Origin of the sequence: Pseudomonas sp. TWP3-2, assembly GCF_049897765.1 — a bacterium.
In the GTDB taxonomy this organism is placed as follows: domain Bacteria; phylum Pseudomonadota; class Gammaproteobacteria; order Pseudomonadales; family Pseudomonadaceae; genus Aquipseudomonas.
Map to the genome: position 1 here is coordinate 353,438 of NZ_JAFCWW010000002.1, position 19,763 is coordinate 373,200.

Below are 19,763 nucleotides of genomic sequence, written 5' to 3' on the forward strand. Positions count from 1 at the left end.
TCGCCGGCAGACCGCCACTGAGGAGCAACACCCGCCGCAGTCGCAGGTCGACATTCATGACGGCGCCGGCAATCTGCTGGCGCAGGTCGGTAAAACCCTTTATGTGCGGCTCAAGCCGCAAGCGAGACAGGCTTAAAGCATGGAAATGCGCGCAGATCTGCTGATTGTCGGAGCCGGAATGGTCGGCAGCGCCCTCGCACTGGCGTTGCAGGACAGCGGGCTGGAAGTCCTGCTGCTCGACGGTAGCCCGTTGAGCGTCAAACCGTTCGAGGCCGACGCGGCGTTCGAGCCGCGCGTGAGTGCGCTGTCTGCAGCCAGCCAACGCATTCTCGAACGCCTTGGCGTGTGGGACGGCATCGCCAGTCGCCGTAGCAGTCCGTACACCGACATGCATGTGTGGGACGGCAGCGGCACCGGGCAGATTCATTTCTCGGCCGCCAGCGTGCACGCCGATGTGCTCGGTCACATCGTCGAAAACCGTGTGGTGCAGGACGCTTTGCTCGACCGTTTGCACGACTGTGATCTGGGCTTGCTGGCCAACGCCCGACTGGAACAGATGCGCCGCTCTGGCGACGACTGGCTGCTGACCCTGGCCGATGGCCGCACGTTGCGCGCACCGCTGGTAATCGCAGCTGACGGCGCCAACTCTGCGGTGCGACGCCTGACCGGTGTCGCGACCCGTGAGTGGGATTATCTGCACCATGCCATCGTCACCAGCGTGCGCAGCAGCCAGCCGCATCAGATGACCGCGTGGCAGCGCTTCACCGATCACGGGCCGCTGGCGTTTCTGCCGCTGGAGCGTGATGGGCAGCAGGATTGGTGTTCGATCGTCTGGTCGACCACGCCGAGCGAGGCCGAGCGTTTGATGGCGCTGGATGAGGCGGATTTCTGCCGTGAACTGGAGCGTGCCTTTGAAGGCTGCCTCGGCGAAGTGCTCAGCGCCGACCCGCGCGTCTGCGTGCCGCTGCGTCAACGCCATGCCAAGCGTTACGTGGCTGAAGGTCTGGCGCTGATCGGCGATGCGGCGCACACCATTCACCCGTTGGCGGGGCAGGGCGTCAATCTCGGCTTCCTCGATGCCGCGGTGCTGGCCGAAGTGCTGCTGCAAGCGCACGAGCGCGGCGAACGGCTGGCGGACGTGAAAGTCCTGAGCCGCTACGAGCGTCGGCGCATGCCGCACAATCTGGCGCTGATGGCGGCGATGGAAGGCTTTGAGCGGTTGTTCCAGGCTGATCCGCTGCCTTTGCGCTGGTTGCGTAATACCGGGTTGAAGATCGTCGAGCAGATGCCTGAGGCCAAGGCATTGTTCGTGCGTGAAGCGCTGGGTTTGACCGGCGACCTGCCGGCCCTCGCCAAGCCCTGAATCTCTCCGTGCAACATCCGGTAACTCCTTGGCGAAGTGATCGATTGAGCTGGCAAATGTGAGTCCTTATCATTTGGGCCACTTTTCCCGACCGAGAGATCACTCCCATGTTGGCATCCAAGCGTCTTCTGACCGCAATGGCCCTGACCCTGATCGGCAGCACTGCCGCCCAGGCCGCTGATGAGGTGGTGGTCTACTCGTCGCGCATCGACGAACTGATCAAACCGGTATTCGACGCCTACACCGCGAAAACCGGGGTGAAGATCAAGTTCATCACCGATAAGGAAGCGCCGCTGATGCAGCGCATCAAGGCCGAAGGCGAAAACGCCACCGCCGACCTGCTGCTGACGGTCGACGCCGGCAACCTGTGGCAGGCCGAGCAGATGGGCATTCTTCAGCCGTTCACCTCGAAAACCATCGACAGCAATATTCCCGCGCAATACCGCTCGTCCAGCCATGCCTGGACCGGTTTGAGCCTGCGCGCGCGGACTATCGCCTACTCCACTGAACGAGTGAAACCGGGCGAACTGACCACCTACGAGGCATTGGCCGACAAGAACTGGGAAGGGCGCCTGTGCCTGCGTACGGCGAAAAAGGTCTACAACCAGTCGCTGACCGCGACCATGATCGAAGTGCATGGCGCCGAGAAGACCGAAAAAATCCTCAAAGGCTGGGTCAACAACCTGTCCACCGATGTGTTCTCCGATGACGTCGCGGTGCTCGAAGCGATCAACGCTGGCCAGTGCGACGTGGGGATCGTCAACACTTACTACTACGGTCGCCTGCATAAGCAGAAGCCTGAACTGCCGGTGAAACTGTTCTGGCCGAATCAAGCGGATCGCGGTGTGCACGTCAACCTGTCGGGTATAGGTTTGACCAAGCATGCGCCGCATCCGGAAGCAGCCAAGGCGCTGGTCGAGTGGATGACCACACCTGAGGCGCAGAAGATTTTTGCCGATGTGAATCAGGAATTCCCGGCCAACCCGGCGGTCGCGCCTTCGGAGGAAGTGGCGGCTTGGGGCAAGTTCATTGCCGACACCTTGCCGGTAGAAGTGGCGGGCAAGCGTCAGGCAGAGGCGATTCGGATGATGGATCGGGCGGGGTGGAACTGAGTTTTTGTCGATTGCTGTGTTCGCTTAAGATCGCTGCCCTCACCCCAGCCCTCTCCCGGGGGGAGAGGGAGCCGATGTGGGTTGTTTTCTAGACTTGAGTTCGACTCGATATCTCAGGTCGATGTAACTCGAAAGAGCAACTCGGTCAGTCCCCTCTCCCTCCGGGAGAGGGCTTGGGTGAGGGCAACAATCCCGACCTGAAACAAGCAGCTCAAGAACACCCCTATCCCTCCAGAGTTCTAAAAGTGGCCCACCCCGCCCAACGCCGCTGGTACCCCATCGTCTTCACCATCGCCGCGTTGGTGCTGTTGCCCCTCAGCGTCCTGCTGTTGTCCTGGCAAACCATAGATCAACAAATCTGGTCGCACCTGTGGCAAACCCAGATGCCACGCCTGCTCGGCAACACCCTGACGCTGGTCTTGGGCGTCGGCGTCGGCGTAACCCTGATTGGCGTCAGCCTCGCCTGGCTCACCAGTCTCTGCGAATTCCCCGGTCGGCGCTGGCTCGACTGGGCGCTGATGCTGCCCTTCGCTATTCCCGCCTACGTACTGGCTTTCGTGTTTGTCGGCCTGCTCGACTTCGCCGGACCGGTACAAACCCTGTTGCGCGAGTGGTTCGGCAGCGGCCTGCGCCTGCCGCGTGTACGTTCCACCGGCGGGGTGATTGTGGTGTTGGTGCTGGTTTTTTATCCCTACGTCTACCTGCTAGCGCGCACTGCGTTTCTGGCTCAGGGCAAAGGCCTGATGGAAGCCGCGCGGGTGCTCGGCCAGTCGCCGTGGCAGGCGTTCTGGCGCGTGGCGTTGCCGATGGCGCGACCGGCAATTGGCGCGGGGGTGGCGCTGGCGTTGATGGAGACCCTGGCGGATTTCGGTGCAGTGTCGGTGTTCAACTTCGATACTTTTACCACCGCGATCTACAAGACCTGGTACGGCTTTTTCAGCCTGTCCAGCGCCGCGCAACTGGCCAGCCTGTTGCTGCTGGTGGTGATGCTGGTGTTGTACGGCGAACGCCGCGCGCGCGGGGCGAATCGCGCGAGTAACGAGCGACCACGGATCAAAGCGCTGTATCACCTACGCGGGCCCAAGGCTTGGGCAGCAACGGGTTGGTGCTCGCTGGTGTTCGCCTGCGCGTTCGTCATTCCGGTGCTGCAACTGCTGGCGTGGTTCTGGCAGCGCGGGCGTTTCGATCTGGATGAACGCTACGCCGGACTGATTCTGCACACGCTGTATCTGGGGGGCATGGCGGCGTTGATTACCGTGAGTGTCGCGCTGCTGTTGGCATTTGCCCGACGTCTGGCGCCGACCCGAGCGATCCGCTCCGGTGTCAGTCTGGCCAACCTCGGTTACGCCTTGCCCGGTTCGGTGTTGGCAGTGTCGATCATGCTTGCTTTCAGTTACCTCGACCGCGAGCTGGTGATTCCAGTGTCGGGTTGGCTCGGTGGCGCGGGCAAACCGTTGCTGCTGGGCAGTCTGGCGGCGCTGTTGCTGGCGTATCTGGTGCGTTTCATCGCTGTGGCATACGGCCCGCTGGAAAGCAGTCTGGCGCGTATACGGCCATCTTTGCCTGAAGCAGCACGTAGCCTGGGTGTCAGTGGGCCGCGACTGTTTTTCAAAGTGTATCTGCCGTTGTTGTTGCCGGGGACCTTGAGTGCCGCGTTGCTGGTGTTCGTTGATGTGCTCAAGGAAATGCCGGCGACCCTGCTGATGCGCCCGTTTGGCTGGGACACGCTGGCGGTACGCATCTTCGAAATGACCAGCGAAGGCGAGTGGGCGCGGGCGTCGTTGCCGGCGCTGAGCCTGGTTCTGGTCGGTCTGTTGCCGGTCATCGGATTGATCCGCCGTTCGGCGCATCGAAACGCTTAGGTGTCAGTCCTACATCATGCGGCTACAATGCGCGGCATTCGGTGCGGTCCGTCTGACAGACCCGGTTGCTGAAATCGGCTGAGAGCCTTCTATTTCAAGGCTTTCACGCTGTGCAGCGCCTGTCCGCACCTTCGCCACGCCCGGAAGGAGAAACCCATGGGACAGCGTACGCCTCTGTATGACCTGCATCTCGCCCTCGGCGCGAAGATGGTCGATTTTGGCGGTTGGGATATGCCATTGCACTACGGCTCGCAGGTCGAGGAACACCATCAGGTGCGCCGCGATTGCGGGGTGTTCGATGTTTCCCACATGACCGTGATCGATGTCAGTGGCCCCCAGGCCAAGGTCTGGCTCCAGCATTTGCTGGCCAACGACGTCGAACGCCTGCACAGCCCCGGCCGTGCGCTCTACAGCACCATGCTCAATGAACGCGGCGGCATCGTCGACGATATGATCGTCTACCGCCTCGACGACGGTTATCGGCTGGTGTTCAACGCCTCCACCCGCGATCAGGATCTGGCCTGGATGCAAACGCATCAGGCCGGTTTCGACGTGCACCTGCACGAACGCGCCGAGCTGGCGATGCTGGCCATTCAAGGCCCGCAGGCCCGGCACAAGATTGCCGAACTGGTGACCCAGTCCCGCGCGACGCTGATCCAGATGCTCAAACCTTTCGAAGGCCACGCCGACGGCGACTGGTTCATCGCGCGCACCGGTTACACCGGCGAGGATGGTCTGGAAATCGTTCTGCCGGCCAGTCAGGCTCCGGGATTTTTCAACGATCTGGTTGGCGCGGGCATTTCGCCGATCGGCCTCGGCGCTCGCGATACGCTGCGCGTTGAAGCCGGGATGAACCTGTACGGTCAGGACATTCATCAAGACGTTTCGCCACTGGCCTCGAACATGGCCTGGAGCATTGCCTGGGAGCCGGCCACGCGTCAGTTCATCGGTCGCGACGCTCTACAGGCCGAGCAAGCCGCAGGTGTGCAGCACAAACTGGTCGGTCTGGTGCTTGAAGAGCGCGGGGTTTTGCGCGCGCATCAGGTCGTGCGCATCGCCAATGTTGGCGAAGGGGAGATCACCAGTGGTAGTTTCTCTCCTACGCTTAGCAAGTCGATTGCCCTGGCGCGTGTACCGATGGCGACAGCCGACCGCGCCGAAGTGGAAATCCGTGGCAAGTGGTATCCGGTACGGGTGGTCAAACCGACCTTCGTCCGTCACGGCAAAACCTTGATCTAACTTATTTCCGGCGGACACCACCGCTGACCTACTTCTTGAGGACACCGAACATGAGCAACATCCCCGCCGACCTGCGTTTTGCCGAAAGTCATGAATGGGCGCGTCTGGAAGCTGACGGCACCGTCACCGTGGGCATCAGTGACCACGCGCAGGAAGCGCTGGGCGATGTGGTATTCGTCGAGCTGACGGAAGTGGGCAAAGTGTTTGCCGCTGAAGATCAGGCCGGAGTGGTTGAATCGGTGAAAGCCGCTTCCGACATCTACTCGCCGATCAGCGGTGAAGTGATCGCCATCAACGAAGAGCTGGGCGGTTCGCCTGAACTGCTCAACTCCGATCCGTACGGCGCGTGGATCTTCAAGCTCAAGCCAAGCGACAAGGCCGAGCTGGACAAGCTGCTCGACGCGGCCGCCTACAAGGCAGCCATCGGCGAATAAGCTGCACGCAACATCCCAAAGCCCCGACTCGTCGGGGCTTTTTTCTGTCCGGGATTCGCCCATGGCAGTGGCTGCTATGCTGGTTTGACCGTGTTGCATTGACGCCGAGCGCCAGCCAAGAGAGAGCCCGTCATGTCCCAGTTGCCGTCCCTGAGCCAGTTACGCGATCCCGAGGCTTTCCTGCGCCGCCACCTCGGCCCCGATGCCGCCGAACAACAGGCAATGTTCGACAGCCTAGGTCTTGGCAGTCGCGTCGAGCTGATCGAACAAACCGTGCCGCCGGGCATTCGCCTCAATCGCGCACTGGATCTGCCGCCAGCACTGGACGAGCAGGCGGCGCTGGCCAGACTGCGTGGCTATGCCGAGCAGAATCAGGTCTGGACCAGCCTGATCGGCATGGGCTACCACGGCACCCTGACGCCTGCGGTCATTCTGCGCAACGTGCTGGAAAATCCCGGCTGGTACACCGCGTACACGCCCTACCAACCGGAAATCGCCCAGGGCCGACTGGAAGCGTTGCTCAACTTTCAGCAACTGACCATCGACCTCACCGGCCTCGAACTGGCCAACGCCTCCTTGCTCGACGAAGCCACCGCAGCAGCGGAAGCCATGGCACTGGCCAAACGCGTGGCCAAGTCCAAAAGCAATCTGTTTTTCGTCGATGAAAACTGTCACCCGCAGACCATTTCCGTGGTGCAGACCCGCGCTGAAGGCTTCGGCTTCGAGCTGATCATCGACGCTGTGGATAACTTGAAGCAGCACCAGGTGTTCGGTGCCTTGCTGCAATACCCGGACACCCACGGCGAGATCCGCGACCTGCGCCCGTTGATCGATCAGCTGCACGCGCAACAGGCACTGGCGTGCGTCGCCGCCGATCTGTTGAGCTTGTTACTGCTGACCCCGCCGGGAGAGATGGGCGCGGATGTGGTGTTCGGCTCCAGTCAGCGCTTCGGCGTGCCGATGGGCTACGGCGGCCCGCATGCGGCGTTTTTCGCCAGTCGTGAGGAATACAAACGGGCGATTCCGGGGCGGATCATCGGCGTGTCGAAAGATGCACGCGGCAACGTTGCGCTGCGCATGGCCCTGCAAACCCGCGAGCAACACATTCGCCGGGAGAAGGCCAATTCGAACATTTGCACTGCGCAGGTTTTATTGGCCAACATCGCCAGTTTCTATGCTGTTCATCACGGGCCGGAAGGGCTGAAACGCATCGCCCAACGGGTGCATCGACTGACCTGCATTCTGGCTGCCGGGCTGGCTCGCCACGGTATCAATCGAGTCAACCAGCAATTCTTCGACACGCTGACGCTGGACGTTGGCGGCGCGCAGACCGCGATTATCGAAAGTGCCCAGGCCGCGCAGATCAACCTGCGGATTCTCGGCCGTGGCCGCTTGGGCTTGAGCCTCGACGAAACTTGCGACGAAAACACCGTGGTCAAACTGTTCGACGTGCTGCTCGGTGCCGATCATGGGCTGAACGTCGAGGAACTGGATGCCGAAGCGCTGGATTCCGGCATCCCGGACAATCTGCAAAGAACCACGCCGTACCTGCGCCACCCGGTGTTCAACGCCCACCACAGCGAAACCGAAATGCTGCGCTACCTCAAACAACTGGAGAACAAGGATCTGGCGCTCAACCAGTCGATGATCCCGCTCGGCTCCTGCACCATGAAACTCAACGCCACCAGCGAAATGATCCCGATCACCTGGCCGCAGTTCGCCAATCTGCATCCTTTTGTGCCGAGGGAGCAGGCAGTTGGTTACACGCTGATGATCGAAGAACTTGAGCAATGGTTGTGCGCGATCACCGGGTTCGATGCGATCTGCATGCAGCCCAACTCCGGCGCGCAGGGCGAATACGCCGGGTTGTTGGCGATCCGCAAATACCACGAGAGCCGGCAGCAGGGCGGACGCGATGTGTGCCTGATTCCGTCCTCGGCCCATGGCACCAATCCGGCCTCGGCGCAAATGGTTGGGTTACGCGTGGTGATAGTCGAATGCGACGAGGCCGGCAACGTTGATCTGGAAGACTTGAAGGCCAAGGCGGCTGAGGCCGGGGCCAAGTTGTCGTGCCTGATGGCAACCTATCCTTCGACCCACGGCGTCTACGAAGAGGGCATCAGCGAAATCTGCGAAGTTATCCACAAACACGGCGGTCAGGTGTACATGGATGGCGCCAACCTGAATGCACAAGTTGGGCTGACGCGCCCCGCTGACATTGGCGCCGACGTATCACACATGAACTTGCACAAGACTTTCTGCATCCCGCATGGTGGCGGCGGGCCGGGCATGGGGCCGATTGGCGTGCGCGCGCATCTGGCACCTTTTGTGGCCAATCATCCGGTGGTGCCGATTGACGGGCCGCAAGCGCAGAACACGGCGGTCAGTGCGGCGCCTTGGGGCAGCGCGAGCATTTTGCCGATCAGCTGGATGTACATCGCGATGATGGGGCCGCAACTGGCGGATGCCAGCGAGGTGGCAATCCTCGCGGCGAATTACCTGGCGCAGCATCTGTCCGGCGCGTTTCCGGTGCTTTACACCGGTCGCAATGGGCGAGTCGCACATGAATGCATTCTCGATTTGCGCCCGCTCAAGGCGTTGACCGGGATCAGCGAAGAAGATGTCGCCAAACGTCTGATGGATTACGGCTTTCACGCGCCGACCATGTCATTCCCGGTGCCGGGTACCTTGATGGTCGAACCGACCGAGAGTGAATCCAAGGCTGAGCTGGACCGCTTCATCGGCGCGATGCTCAGCATCCGTGCGGAAATCACTGAGGTGCAAAACGGCAACTGGCCGGCCGAGGACAATCCGCTCAAGCGTGCGCCGCATACCTTGGCCGATGTCACTGGCGTGTGGGAGCGGCCGTACAGTATCGAGCAAGCGATTACGCCGGATACGCACACCAGGGCGCACAAGTATTGGCCGGCGGTTAACCGGGTGGATAACGTTTACGGCGACCGCAATCTCTATTGCGCCTGCGTCCCGGTAGACGATTACCGCTAATTTGGATATCAACCACATACCCTGTGGGAGCGGGCTTGCCCGCGATAGCGGTAGTTCAGTCGACATCGATGCTGAATGTGCTGTCCTCATCGCGGGCAAGCCCGCTCCCACAGGGTTCTAGGGTGATTCTGAAGCTGTGGGCAAAAAAATGCCGCTCGATTGAGCGGCATTTTTCTTTTCGTCTGGAAGGTTATTCTGACGCCACGGCATTCTTCGCCAGAATGGCGTTGGCCAATTCCATGTCTGTCGCCTGCAACCCTGGGTTATCAGCGCGGACTTTCTGCATGGCGGCTTCCAGATACGGTCCACGGATACCGCCTTCGCTGGCAACGAAACTGCCGGCGTCATCCTGTGCAGCAACGATCAGCTTGTGATCCTTGAACGTCAGGTAAGTCGAGCCGGTGGTGGCGCCGGAGGAAATGACGTTACGCCAAAAGCTGTCGGCCATTGCCGAACCGACGGGCAGAGACAACAGGGCAACGGTAGCAACAGCAAGTTTGAGACGCATAAGGGGTGACTCCACTGATTTAACTACGGCGTTGGATCGCGATTTCCCCGATCCGGTTCCGTGAGAGCCTATTTCTGCTCGCTCTGCGGTGTCACTCGCAATACTTCTTCAATAGTTGTCAGCCCCGCCGCGACCTTCTGCGCGCCGGACAAGCGCAGGCTGCGCATGCCTTCCTTGAACGCCTGACGGCGGATTGCCGTCAGATCGGTGTCCGGGGTAATCAACGTTTTGAGGCCGTCGGTCAGCTGCATGATTTCGTAAACACCCGCGCGGCCGTGATAGCCGGTGTCGCGGCATTCCAGGCAACCGATTGCGCGTTGCGCATTGCTCGGCAGCGGTGCTTGCCACGGTCGCGTCAGGGTTTGCCAGTCTTCCTCGCCGAGGGTCAATGGTGCCTTGCAGTGCGGGCACAAGGTTCGCACCAGACGTTGCGCCATGACGCCGAGAACCGTGGCTTTGATCAGGTAATGCGGCACACCGAGTTCGAGCAGACGGCTGATCGCACTCGGCGCATCGTTGGTGTGCAGGGTCGACAGCACCAGGTGCCCGGTCAGCGCCGCCTGAATCGCCATCTCGGCGGTTTCCAGATCGCGGATCTCGCCGATCATGATGATGTCCGGGTCCTGGCGCATCAGCGCGCGCACCCCGGCGGCGAAGGTCAGGTCGATGTTGTGCTGCACCTGCATCTGATTGAAGGCCGGCTCGACCATCTCGATCGGGTCTTCGATGGTGCAGAGGTTGACCTCCGGCGTCGCCAGTTTCTTCAGCGTGGTGTATAGCGTGGTGGTCTTGCCCGAACCGGTCGGCCCGGTCACCAGGATGATGCCGTTGGGCTGGCCGGTCATGTCCTGCCAGCGCCGCAGGTCGTCGGCGGAAAACCCGAGCTGATCGAAATCCTTGAGCAGCACTTCCGGGTCGAATATCCGCATGACCATTTTTTCGCCGAACGCGGTGGGCAGAGTCGATAGCCGCAGCTCGACTTCGCCACCGTCAGGGGTTTTGGTCTTGACCCGACCGTCCTGCGGCTTGCGTTTCTCGGCGACGTTCATCCGGCCGAGGCTCTTCAAACGACTGACGATGGCCATGGTCACTTGCGGCGGAAATTGATAGACGTTGTGCAATACGCCGTCGATGCGAAAACGTACCGTACCCTGCTCGCGCCGCGGCTCGATGTGGATATCGCTGGCGCGTTGCTGGAAGGCGTACTGGAACAGCCAGTCGACGATATTGACGATGTGCGCGTCGTTGGCGTCCGGCTCCTGATCGCTGGCGCCGAGGTTGAGCAACTGTTCGAAGTTGCCGAGGTTGCCGCTTTGCTGATCGGCATTGGTAGCGCCACTGACCGATTTGGCCAGTCGAAAAAACTCGACGCTGAAGCGCTGGATATCCGCCGGGTTGGCCACCACGCGTTTGATCGGCAATTTGAGTACGTGGGTCAGATCAGCTTCCCAGCCAGTGACGTAAGGCTGGGCGCTGGCCACGGTAACCACGTCCCGGTCAACCGATACCGCAAGAATCTTGTGCCGCTGCGCAAAAGCGTAAGACATCAGCGGCGTGATTGCGGCAACGTTGATCTTCAGCGGGTCGATGCGCAAGTACGGCTGGCCCGCCTGCTGCGCGAGCCACAGGGTCAGGCTTTCCAGATCGAGATGTTTGCCCGGACGGCTGAGGTCGTCGAGTTGCTGGCTGGCGATGAACTCCAGCGGATGTTTCTGACCATGGGCTGCATGCCGACGACGGGCATTCAGGGCCTGCTCGGCCGCGTCCTGGCAGATAAACCCCTGAGCGACCAGTTCACGCAGAACATCGTTGAGATCCAGCCAGCGGTCCTGAGTGGCGAGTTGAACGGACATGCGGGCTCCTTTTGAACGACTGTGCGCAAAGGATAGTCGTGGCCGCACGGACTGCTGGGCCACTACCCGACGAAGGCGTTTCGATTTTTGTCAGCCGGCCGCTTGCTCGGGCGCAGCCCACGCCGCGTCGGCGTCTTGCAGGTTCACCGAGCACACGCTGATCAGGTTACGAAGTTTTTCCGCGATCACTTCGGCGCGGTGCCAACTGAGGCCATCGATGACGATGTCGAGCGACAGCAGATCGTCCAGCCGCTGGACGTTGACCTGCTGCGGCGTGAGGAACTGCAAGGCGAACAGATTGAGTGCCCGGCACAAAAGATCCGGTTCGGCTTCAGCGAGAATCTGATATTGCGCGCGGCAATGCGCATTGCTCACGTTCCACACATCGGCGCGGGGCGGTGGGGTGTTCACGGCTTCGAGATGCGACATGGTGAGTCTCCAAAATTACTGGAGGAATTTTTGCATTCGCCGGCGGGCATTTCTTATCTAAGATGGACGGAATTCGTGATTGATCGAAAAGATCAATTCGTCACGACTTAAGTTTGAGGAATAGTTATGCGCAGTGAGTTGGACAGCTACGACCGGCGCATTCTCGCCCTGCTACAGGAGGACGCTTCTTTGTCCAGCGCGCAGATCGCCGAGCAGGTGGGTCTGTCGCAATCGCCATGCTGGCGGCGGATTCAGCGGATGAAGGAGGAGGGGATCATTCGCGGGCATGTGACTTTGCTGGATCGCAAGAAAATCGGCCTGAACACGCAGATCTTCGCCGAGATCAAACTCAACGCCCACGGGCGGTCGAACTTCACGGAATTCACCGAGGCGATTCGCGGGTTTCCGGAAGTGCTGGAGTGCTATGTGCTGATGGGGGCGGTGGATTTTCTGCTGCGCATTGTTGCGGCGGACATCGAGGCGTATGAGCGCTTCTTCTTCGAGAAGCTGTCGCTGGTGCCGGGGATTCAGGAAGTGAATTCGATAGTGGCGCTGTCGGAGATCAAATCCACAACAAGCTTGCCGGTCTGAAGTGTTGCGGTGATTGTGCTGGCCTCATCGCTGGCAAGCCAGCTCCCACAGGTTTTTGTGTTGAAACACAATATGCGTTCCAACATCGAACCCTGTGGGAGCTGGCTTGCCAGCGATGGCGGACTTACATACGCAGGAGCATTTTCCAGGCACGATTCTGATACACGGCAATCGCCTGATGCTTGCGCGCATCCAGCAATTCGTCAGTGATCGTCGGTTCGTTGGCCAGTTGCGCCAGTTTGTTCAGCTCGCCGTACAGACGATCCATCTCCGGCACATCCAGCACGTTACGCGCGTGGTGCAGCCAGACCTGAATACGCTCGATGCGCGGCAGTTGTTCGGCCAGATCTTCCGGCTGCTGCTGATAACGCTGCAACTGCAGGGAAGTCGCTTCCTCACCCAGCAGACGCGGCAGCCAGCTACCGAGTTGCGCAGCGCCCTGACGATTGCCACGCGTGTTGCGGTCGGCAGTCCAGGTGCGAGCCAGCAACCAGCGTGAAGTATTCAGCGAGAACTGGCCCCAGCGTGGGTCTTCGAGTTCTTCGAGGAACTGCTCTGGCGCGGCTTTGCGCACGTCCTCGTCTTCCACACCGGCTTGAACCAGCGGACGCCAGTCTTCGAGCAATGCGTCCAGCGCAACGCGCAGATCGTGGGTCGATTGACGCGGTGCAGCCTGGCCGAGACTGCTGAGCAGAGCGCGCAGTTCAGCGAGGTTCTCGACCCAGTCCAGCAGCAAGCGCCAGTGGCCGTTGAAGCGATATTGCTCGGCCAGACGCTGACTGCTCGCCAGCAAATGCCAGCCCAGCGCGGCGAAAGCATCGTCCAGCGGCGTTTCGACGCTGATCGCCGGCGCAGGCAGGCTCAGCGAATAGCTGTTGGCATCGAACAAACGATAACCACGCTCAGCCTTGCTGATATCACATGGCATCAGCGCCAGGGTGGCGGCCAGTTCAGCAGCCAGTTCCAGCAGCGCGGCAGGCTCGCCTTCGCGCAGTTCCAGTTCCAGCTCGCAGATTTCTTCTTTCTGTTTACCAACCACTACGTGGCCGAGGTCCAGCGCGGCTTCGATGACCACTTTGGTCTTGCCACGGCCCCAGGCAATTTCGGCGCGTTCGCGGACGAAATCGGTGGTGAAGATCGGCTTCAGGGTTTTCTTGTCCAGCTCGGCCAGAGACTCGGGCCAGCATTCGCCGTCGAGTTTTTTCACGTCGAGCTTGGCTTTCGGCAGGATCCAGTCGTACTCGTTACGCTCGGACAGACCGGCAACGCTCTGGCCGCGGGTCTTGAGGGTCTGAATCACCTCTTCGCCATCCTTGCGCAGGCGCAGGGCGACTTTGGCCTGGGCCAGATCGCGCTCCGGGGTATCGAAGTACTGGTTCATCAACTCACGGCGTTCCCAGCCACTTTTGTTGCGTTTTTTCAGTAACGGGTGCTCGCGCAGCGCAGCGAGGGTTTCGCGGCTGACGCGGAGTTTGATTTCGGTTTCTTTTTGCATGGCCGGAAAATCCAGGATCGGGAGCGCAGCCGGGGGAATGTGTGGCTGCCAAGGTCGTGCAGTGTACAGGACTGAACCTTCCTACGCTTTGCGGCGGTTTATTCCTGGCGCCGGATGGCTCTATGATGGACTTCAAATCGGGAGTTGGAGTCAGCGATGCCTTTGCCGTCCATGCAAGACCAGTTCGCTGCGCTGATCGCCGCGCCGTCGGTCAGCTGCACCCAACCGAACCTGGATCAGTCCAACCGGGCGGTGATCGATTTGCTTGCCGGCTGGCTCGGCGATCTGGGTTTCGCCTGCGATATCCAGCAGGTCAGCCCCGGAAAATTCAACCTGCTCGCGAGTTTCGGCAGCGGCCCCGGCGGGCTGGTGCTGGCCGGGCACAGCGACACAGTGCCGTACGACGACGCACTGTGGCAGACCGATCCGTTGAAACTGACTGAAGTCGATGGCCGCTGGGTCGGACTCGGCAGTTGCGACATGAAGGGCTTTTTCGCCCTGATCATCGAAGCCGTGCAACCGCTGCTCGATCAACCGTTCAAGCAACCGCTGCTGATCCTCGCCACCTGCGATGAAGAAAGCTCGATGTCTGGCGCCCGGGCGCTGGCCGAAGCGGGCAAACCGCTGGGCCGGGCGGCGGTGATCGGCGAGCCGACCGGGCTCAAGCCGATCCGCATGCACAAAGGCATCATGATGGAGCGCATCGACATCCTCGGGCAGAGCGGCCATTCGTCGGACCCACGTCTGGGGCACAGCGCCCTTGAGGCGATGCACGATGCCATCGGCGAACTGCGTGGCCTGCGCCTGTTGTGGCAGCGCGAATTCCGTAATCCGCAGTTCAGTGTGCCGCAGCCGACCATGAACTTCGGCTGCATCCACGGCGGTGACAACCCCAACCGCATCTGCGGCCAGTGTTCGCTGGAATTCGATCTGCGACCGCTGCCGGGCATGGACCCCAAAGTCCTGCGGGCGGAGATTCTGCGCAAGCTCAATCCAGTGGCCGAGCGACATCAAGTGAAGATCGACTACGCGCCGCTGTTCCCGGAAGTGCCACCGTTCGAGCAGTCCGAAGACTGTGAATTGGTGCGGATCGCCGAAAAACTCACCGGCCATGCGGCCGAAGCGGTGGCGTTCGGCACCGAAGCGCCTTATCTTCAGCGCCTTGGCTGCGAAACCATTGTGCTCGGCCCCGGCGATATCGCCTGTGCGCACCAACCGGGCGAGTACCTTGAAATGTCACGTTTGCAGCCTACTGTGCAGCTATTGCGACAGTTGATTGAACATTACTGCCTGACCCCGGACAAACTTGTATAAATTGCCGGCAATTCAACCCGTATTCATGAGGAGAGCGCGCGTGTCGCCAAGCCTGTCCCGACGATAACCATCAGCCCGCTGTGCGTTTCCCGTTTTACCCTTCTTCCGGCTGCTATTTATTACAGGCCCAGGTTCATGCCCGAATACGTCAATTGGCTTCGTCACGCGTCCCCTTACATCAATGCCCACCGCGACTGCACGTTCGTTGTCATGCTGCCCGGCGACGGTGTGGAGCATCCGAACTTTGGCAACATCGTTCACGACCTTGTGCTGCTGCACAGCCTGGGTGTGCGACTGGTGTTGGTGCACGGTTCGCGCCCGCAGATTGAAACCCGCCTCGCCGCCCGCGGCCTGACTCCGCATTACCACCACGGCATGCGCATCACCGATGCGGCAACGCTGGAGTGTGTGATCGATGCGGTCGGTCAGCTGCGCATTGCGATTGAAGCGCGGCTGTCGATGGACATGGCTTCATCGCCAATGCAGGGCTCGCGTCTGCGCGTGGCCAGCGGCAATCTGGTCACCGCGCGGCCCATCGGCGTGCTCGAAGGCGTTGATTATCACCACACCGGCGAAGTGCGCCGGGTCGACCGCAAGGGTATCAATCGCCTGCTCGATGAGCGTTCGATCGTGCTGTTGTCGCCGTTGGGCTACTCGCCAACCGGTGAAATTTTCAACCTCGCCTGCGAAGACGTCGCCACTCGCGCCGCCATTGATCTGGGCGCCGACAAACTGCTGCTGTTTGGCGCCGACCTCGGTCTGATCGACGAGAACGGCAAGTTGGTACGCGAGCTGCGTCCGCAACAAGTGCCGGCGCATTTGCAGCGTCTGGGCAGCAACTATCAGGGCGAACTACTGGATGCCGCCGCCGAAGCCTGCCGTGGCGGCGTGGCGCGCAGCCATATCGTCAGTTATGCCGAGGACGGCGCGCTACTGACCGAGCTGTTCACCCGTGACGGTGGCGGTACGCTGGTGGCGCAGGAACAATTCGAGTTGGTGCGCGAGGCGGCGATTGAAGACGTCGGCGGTTTGCTCGACTTGATCAGTCCGCTGGAAGAGCAGGGGATTCTGGTGCGGCGTTCGCGCGAAGTGCTGGAGCGCGAGATCGAGCAGTTCAGCGTGGTCGAGCGTGAAGGCATGATCATCGCTTGTGCGGCGCTGTATCAGATCGCCGATTCGGATGCGGGTGAACTGGCGTGTCTGGCGGTGAATCCCGAGTATCGCCACGGCCGGCGCGGCGATGAGTTGCTGGAGCGCATCGAAACCCGCGCCCGGGCGCAGGGCTTGAAGACTTTGTTCGTCCTCACCACCCGCACCGCCCACTGGTTCCGTGAGCGCGGCTTCGAGCCAAGCAGCGTCGAACGCCTGCCAGCGGCACGCGCCTCGCTGTACAACTATCAGCGCAATTCGAAGATCTTCGAAAAAGCCCTCTGACGCAGTGGGCTCACCTGTGGCGAGGGAGCTTGCTCCCGCTGGGTCGCGAAGCGGCCCCGAAATCGGCATTCGCCAGGATCGGGAGTCCTTCGGCCTCCAGCGGGAGCAAGCTCCCTCGCCACAGAGTCCTGCGTTTAGTCAGTTACAAACTTCGCGCTGACATACGGCGAGTAATCCGCCAGCACCGTTTCAACCTTGCCCTGTTCCTGCAAAAACTTCGCCGTTTCGGCAATTGCCTTGGCCGTGCCGCCCTCCAGCAGCGCGCTGGATTGTTGTGCCTTGGCGTCCGGGAATGCCGAGCCGGCGAGTAATTCCGGTACGTCAGCGGCATTGGCTCCGGTCAGTTTGGCGATTTTCTGCACCGGCACCGAGTCCGCCGTCCAGCTGTCTTTATGGCTGGCGTAATCGGCAAACGAATCCAGCGTGACCTTGGCGAACTTGGCCACGACGTCCGGATGCTTCTCGGCGAAGTCCTTGCGCGCGACCCACACTTCGAAGGTCGGCGCACCCCATTGGCCAACCTGTGCCGCATCGGTCAGGGTCTTGCCGGTCTTGCGGATTTCACCCAGCGCCGGCGACCAGACAAACGCGCCATCAATATCGCCGCGTTTCCACGCAGCAGCGATTTCCGCCGGTTGCAGGTTCACCACTTTGACTTTCGAGGCGTCCAGGCCCCAGTGCTTGAGTGCGCCGAGCAGGCTGTAGTGCGAAGTCGAAACGAAAGGTGTGGCGATGGTCTTGCCGGCCAGGTCTTCAGGCTTGTTGATGCCGCTGCCGTTACGCACCACCAAGGCTTCAGCGGCATTGATCTGTGCCGAAACGATGAAAGCCACAATCGGCAAGTTACGCGAGGCGGCGGCAGCCAAAGGGCTGGAGCCGAGGTTGCCGATCTGCACATCCCCTGAAGCAATGGCTGTCACAACTTCCGGGCCGCTGTTGAAGCGGCGCCAGTCGATTTTCTCGCCGATGGTCTTCTCGTAGACCCCATCGGCCTGCGGCACTTTGCTCGGATCAATGCCGGTTTGATAACCCACCGTGAGGTTGGCTGCCTGGGCAGAAAAAGAAATCAGTGCTGACACACAAACTGTAACAAATTGACTAGATAGTGCGCGTTTGGCCATCATGGCGTCGCCTTTTCGATAGGGTTTGACGATTCGGGGTTGCGCCAAAGCTAATCGATCTAAAAAAAGGCTAACAAATACCATTTAGGAATGAGCTTAGTCGCCGATACGCTGTATCCCGGTGATGATGGCCACTACACGGCCATATTCCTGAATGGTATTAAAAAGGATGAATAAATTCTTTTTGGCTTTATCAGGAAGTCGTTACCCTGCAGGGACCAAATAACTGCGATTAGACCTTGGTCGTAGACACACAAGGTTACGATTGACTTGTCAGTCACGGTCTGGCGCTAATCGCGCATCTTAGGATCCAGGGGCATCAGACTCCGGACCAGGAACACAAGAATTAGAAACGAGAGGAGCGAAACATGAACAAGTCCACCTTGGCCCTGGCCGTGGCCGTAGGGGTTATGGCGCAGCAGGCAGGCGCCGCCGGTTTCATCGAAGACAGCAAGGCCACCTTGGGGCTGCGTAACTTCTACATCAACACTGACAACCGCGACAGCGCTGCCAAAACCGCTTCTGGCGTGCAGAACAAGAACGAAGAATGGGGCCAAGGCTTCGATCTGCGCTTCATCTCCGGTTACACCCAAGGCACTGTTGGCTTCGGTATCGACGCTATCGGCCTGCTGGGCGTGCGTCTGGATTCGGGCGGCGGCACCAACGGCGCGACCTCGACTTCCTACGGTGGCACTGTGTTCCCGAGCAAGTCCAACGGCGAAGCAGTGGACAACTTCTCCAGCCTGGGTCTGACTGCTAAAGCCAAGGTCTCCCAGACTGAGCTGAAGCTGGGTACCTTGCAGCCGAAAAACCCGGTAATCGTGACCAACGACGGTCGTCTGTTGCCACAAACCTGGCAGGGTGGCCAGATCACTTCCGGCGAGATCAAGGACCTGACCTTGGTCGGCGGTCAGATCGAAGCCGTGAAAGGCCGTAACTCGAGCAACAATGAGCAACTGTCCATCGGTGGTGCCAACAGCCCTACCGTTACCGGCCGCGACAGCAACAAGTTTATCTACGCCGGTGGTGACTACAAAATCACCAAAGACCTGACCGCCCAGTACTACTACGGCAATCTGGAAGACTTCTACAAGCAACACTTCCTGGGTCTGGTTCACAACTGGGCAATCGGTCCGGGCGTGCTGAAGTCCGACTTCCGTTACTTCAACAGCTCCGATGACGGCGCTAACGGTAACACCCCTGCTTACTACAGCAGCGGTAACTACACCGGTACCGCCAGTGGTCGCGGTAAAGTCGACAACAACCTGTACAGCGGCCTGTTCCTGTACACCGTTGCTGGTCACACCTTTGGTGGTGGTTATCAGGTGTCCAACGGTAGCAGCGACTTCCCTTGGCTGAACCAGGGCGACGGTTCGTCGAACTACACCATCACCGACATGCAAATCCAGAAGTTCGGCCGTGCCGGCGAACGCACCTGGCAAGCACGCTACTCGTATGACTTCGCCAAAGTCGGCCTGCCAGGCCTGACCGCCGGTATGGTTTACCTGCGTGGCGATAACATCGATACCGTCGCTAGCAACGGCCGCGAGAACGGCAATGGCCGCTCCGAGTGGGAACGTGACCTGACTGTTGGTTACGTAGTACCTGAAGGCCCGTTGAAGAACCTGGGCCTGATGTGGAAAAACGCTACCTGGCGCAACGATATCCCGGGTCAACGCGACCAGGACGAAAACCGCCTGATCGTCAGCTACTCGATCCCGCTGTTGTAATAGCGCGCTCAAGCTACTGATGTAAAAAAGCCCCGTCCGGCATCGCGCCGGACGGGGCTTTTGCGTTTTCGCGTCAGGCTCACCCCCGTAAGCCTGACGCGAATTTCCCTCTTTGCAGCAACTCAAGGCCTTCTCGAACCTTGCGACCGATGTTCGTCGCGATACCGTCGTGCGTCCAGTGAACAGATGTTTAATATTCTTTAAAGGTATAGATATCTAGTTATTTATTCTTTTTCAGAAGCATAAAAGCCGGGCTACAGTTGAGGTCTCCA

15 protein-coding genes and 1 pseudogene are annotated in these 19,763 nt (G+C 60.3%); 11 read left to right on the forward strand and 5 right to left on the reverse strand.

Annotated elements, in window-relative coordinates; all coding sequences use genetic code 11:
- Position 1: 1 nt before the first annotated feature.
- From ACP7EE_RS04795 to gcvP, 7 genes and pseudogenes are all read left to right on the forward strand, one after another.
- Positions 2–136, forward strand: a pseudogene (locus ACP7EE_RS04795) (tetrameric acyl-CoA thioesterase); the annotation flags it as partial.
- Positions 137–145: 9 nt separating this feature from the next.
- A complete protein-coding gene (locus ACP7EE_RS04800) occupies positions 146–1,363 on the forward strand; it encodes a 2-octaprenyl-3-methyl-6-methoxy-1,4-benzoquinol hydroxylase (protein ID WP_426233836.1) in 1,218 nt (405 codons plus the stop codon).
- Positions 1,364–1,470: 107 nt separating this feature from the next.
- A complete protein-coding gene (locus ACP7EE_RS04805; RefSeq protein ID WP_426205321.1) occupies positions 1,471–2,475 on the forward strand; it encodes an extracellular solute-binding protein in 1,005 nt (334 codons plus the stop codon).
- A 245-nt stretch (positions 2,476–2,720) separates the two neighbouring features.
- Positions 2,721–4,337 (forward strand): ABC transporter permease, encoded by a 1,617-nt coding sequence (locus ACP7EE_RS04810; RefSeq protein WP_426233763.1) that lies wholly within the window; start codon positions 2,721–2,723, stop codon positions 4,335–4,337.
- A gap of 156 nt (positions 4,338–4,493) precedes the next feature.
- The gene (gcvT, locus tag ACP7EE_RS04815) at positions 4,494–5,576 is read left to right on the forward strand and encodes a glycine cleavage system aminomethyltransferase GcvT (protein WP_420647445.1); all 1,083 of its coding nucleotides are present in this window, start codon (positions 4,494–4,496) and stop codon (positions 5,574–5,576) included.
- A 50-nt stretch (positions 5,577–5,626) separates the two neighbouring features.
- Positions 5,627–6,010 (forward strand): glycine cleavage system protein GcvH, encoded by a 384-nt coding sequence (gcvH, locus tag ACP7EE_RS04820; RefSeq protein WP_420647444.1) that lies wholly within the window; start codon positions 5,627–5,629, stop codon positions 6,008–6,010.
- Between the two features lie 132 nt (positions 6,011–6,142).
- Positions 6,143–9,016 carry an aminomethyl-transferring glycine dehydrogenase gene (gcvP, locus tag ACP7EE_RS04825; RefSeq protein WP_426233764.1) on the forward strand — a complete coding sequence of 958 codons (2,874 nt, stop codon included), beginning with the start codon at positions 6,143–6,145 and terminating at the stop codon, positions 9,014–9,016.
- Positions 9,017–9,206: 190 nt separating this feature from the next.
- Here gcvP and ACP7EE_RS04830 read toward each other — a convergent pair whose 3' ends face one another.
- The 3 genes from ACP7EE_RS04830 to ACP7EE_RS04840 form a co-directional block, all read right to left on the reverse strand.
- The gene (locus ACP7EE_RS04830; protein WP_420647442.1) at positions 9,207–9,524 is read right to left on the reverse strand and encodes a DUF2388 domain-containing protein; all 318 of its coding nucleotides are present in this window, start codon (positions 9,522–9,524) and stop codon (positions 9,207–9,209) included.
- A 68-nt stretch (positions 9,525–9,592) separates the two neighbouring features.
- The gene (locus tag ACP7EE_RS04835; RefSeq protein ID WP_426233765.1) at positions 9,593–11,377 is read right to left on the reverse strand and encodes a GspE/PulE family protein; all 1,785 of its coding nucleotides are present in this window, start codon (positions 11,375–11,377) and stop codon (positions 9,593–9,595) included.
- Positions 11,378–11,467: 90 nt separating this feature from the next.
- Entirely contained in the window at positions 11,468–11,806 is a 339-nt protein-coding gene (locus tag ACP7EE_RS04840; protein ID WP_426233766.1) for a hypothetical protein, read from the reverse strand.
- A 126-nt stretch (positions 11,807–11,932) separates the two neighbouring features.
- Here ACP7EE_RS04840 and ACP7EE_RS04845 point away from each other — a divergent pair, with 126 nt between their 5' ends.
- Positions 11,933–12,397, forward strand: a complete 465-nt coding sequence (locus tag ACP7EE_RS04845; protein ID WP_426233767.1) for an Lrp/AsnC family transcriptional regulator — start codon at positions 11,933–11,935, stop codon at positions 12,395–12,397.
- A gap of 124 nt (positions 12,398–12,521) precedes the next feature.
- On the opposite strand, the gene ACP7EE_RS04850 is transcribed toward ACP7EE_RS04845, so the two are convergent.
- Positions 12,522–13,892 carry an inorganic triphosphatase gene (locus ACP7EE_RS04850; RefSeq protein ID WP_420647438.1) on the reverse strand — a complete coding sequence of 457 codons (1,371 nt, stop codon included), beginning with the start codon at positions 13,890–13,892 and terminating at the stop codon, positions 12,522–12,524.
- Between the two features lie 156 nt (positions 13,893–14,048).
- Between ACP7EE_RS04850 and argE the strand changes: the two genes are divergently transcribed.
- Together argE and argA are read left to right on the forward strand one after the other, a co-directional pair.
- Positions 14,049–15,206 carry an acetylornithine deacetylase gene (argE, locus tag ACP7EE_RS04855; RefSeq protein WP_426233768.1) on the forward strand — a complete coding sequence of 386 codons (1,158 nt, stop codon included), beginning with the start codon at positions 14,049–14,051 and terminating at the stop codon, positions 15,204–15,206.
- A 135-nt stretch (positions 15,207–15,341) separates the two neighbouring features.
- On the forward strand, positions 15,342–16,640 hold the full coding sequence (gene argA, locus ACP7EE_RS04860) for an amino-acid N-acetyltransferase (RefSeq protein ID WP_420647436.1): 1,299 nt from the start codon (positions 15,342–15,344) through the stop codon (positions 16,638–16,640).
- A gap of 134 nt (positions 16,641–16,774) precedes the next feature.
- Here argA and tauA read toward each other — a convergent pair whose 3' ends face one another.
- The gene (gene tauA, locus ACP7EE_RS04865) at positions 16,775–17,761 is read right to left on the reverse strand and encodes a taurine ABC transporter substrate-binding protein (protein WP_426233837.1); all 987 of its coding nucleotides are present in this window, start codon (positions 17,759–17,761) and stop codon (positions 16,775–16,777) included.
- A gap of 368 nt (positions 17,762–18,129) precedes the next feature.
- On the opposite strand from tauA, the gene ACP7EE_RS04870 reads away from it, so the two are divergent.
- Complete coding sequence (locus ACP7EE_RS04870; RefSeq protein WP_426205313.1) at positions 18,130–19,491, forward strand: OprD family porin; 1,362 nt, start codon at positions 18,130–18,132, stop codon at positions 19,489–19,491.
- The last annotated feature ends 272 nt before the right edge of the window (positions 19,492–19,763 follow it).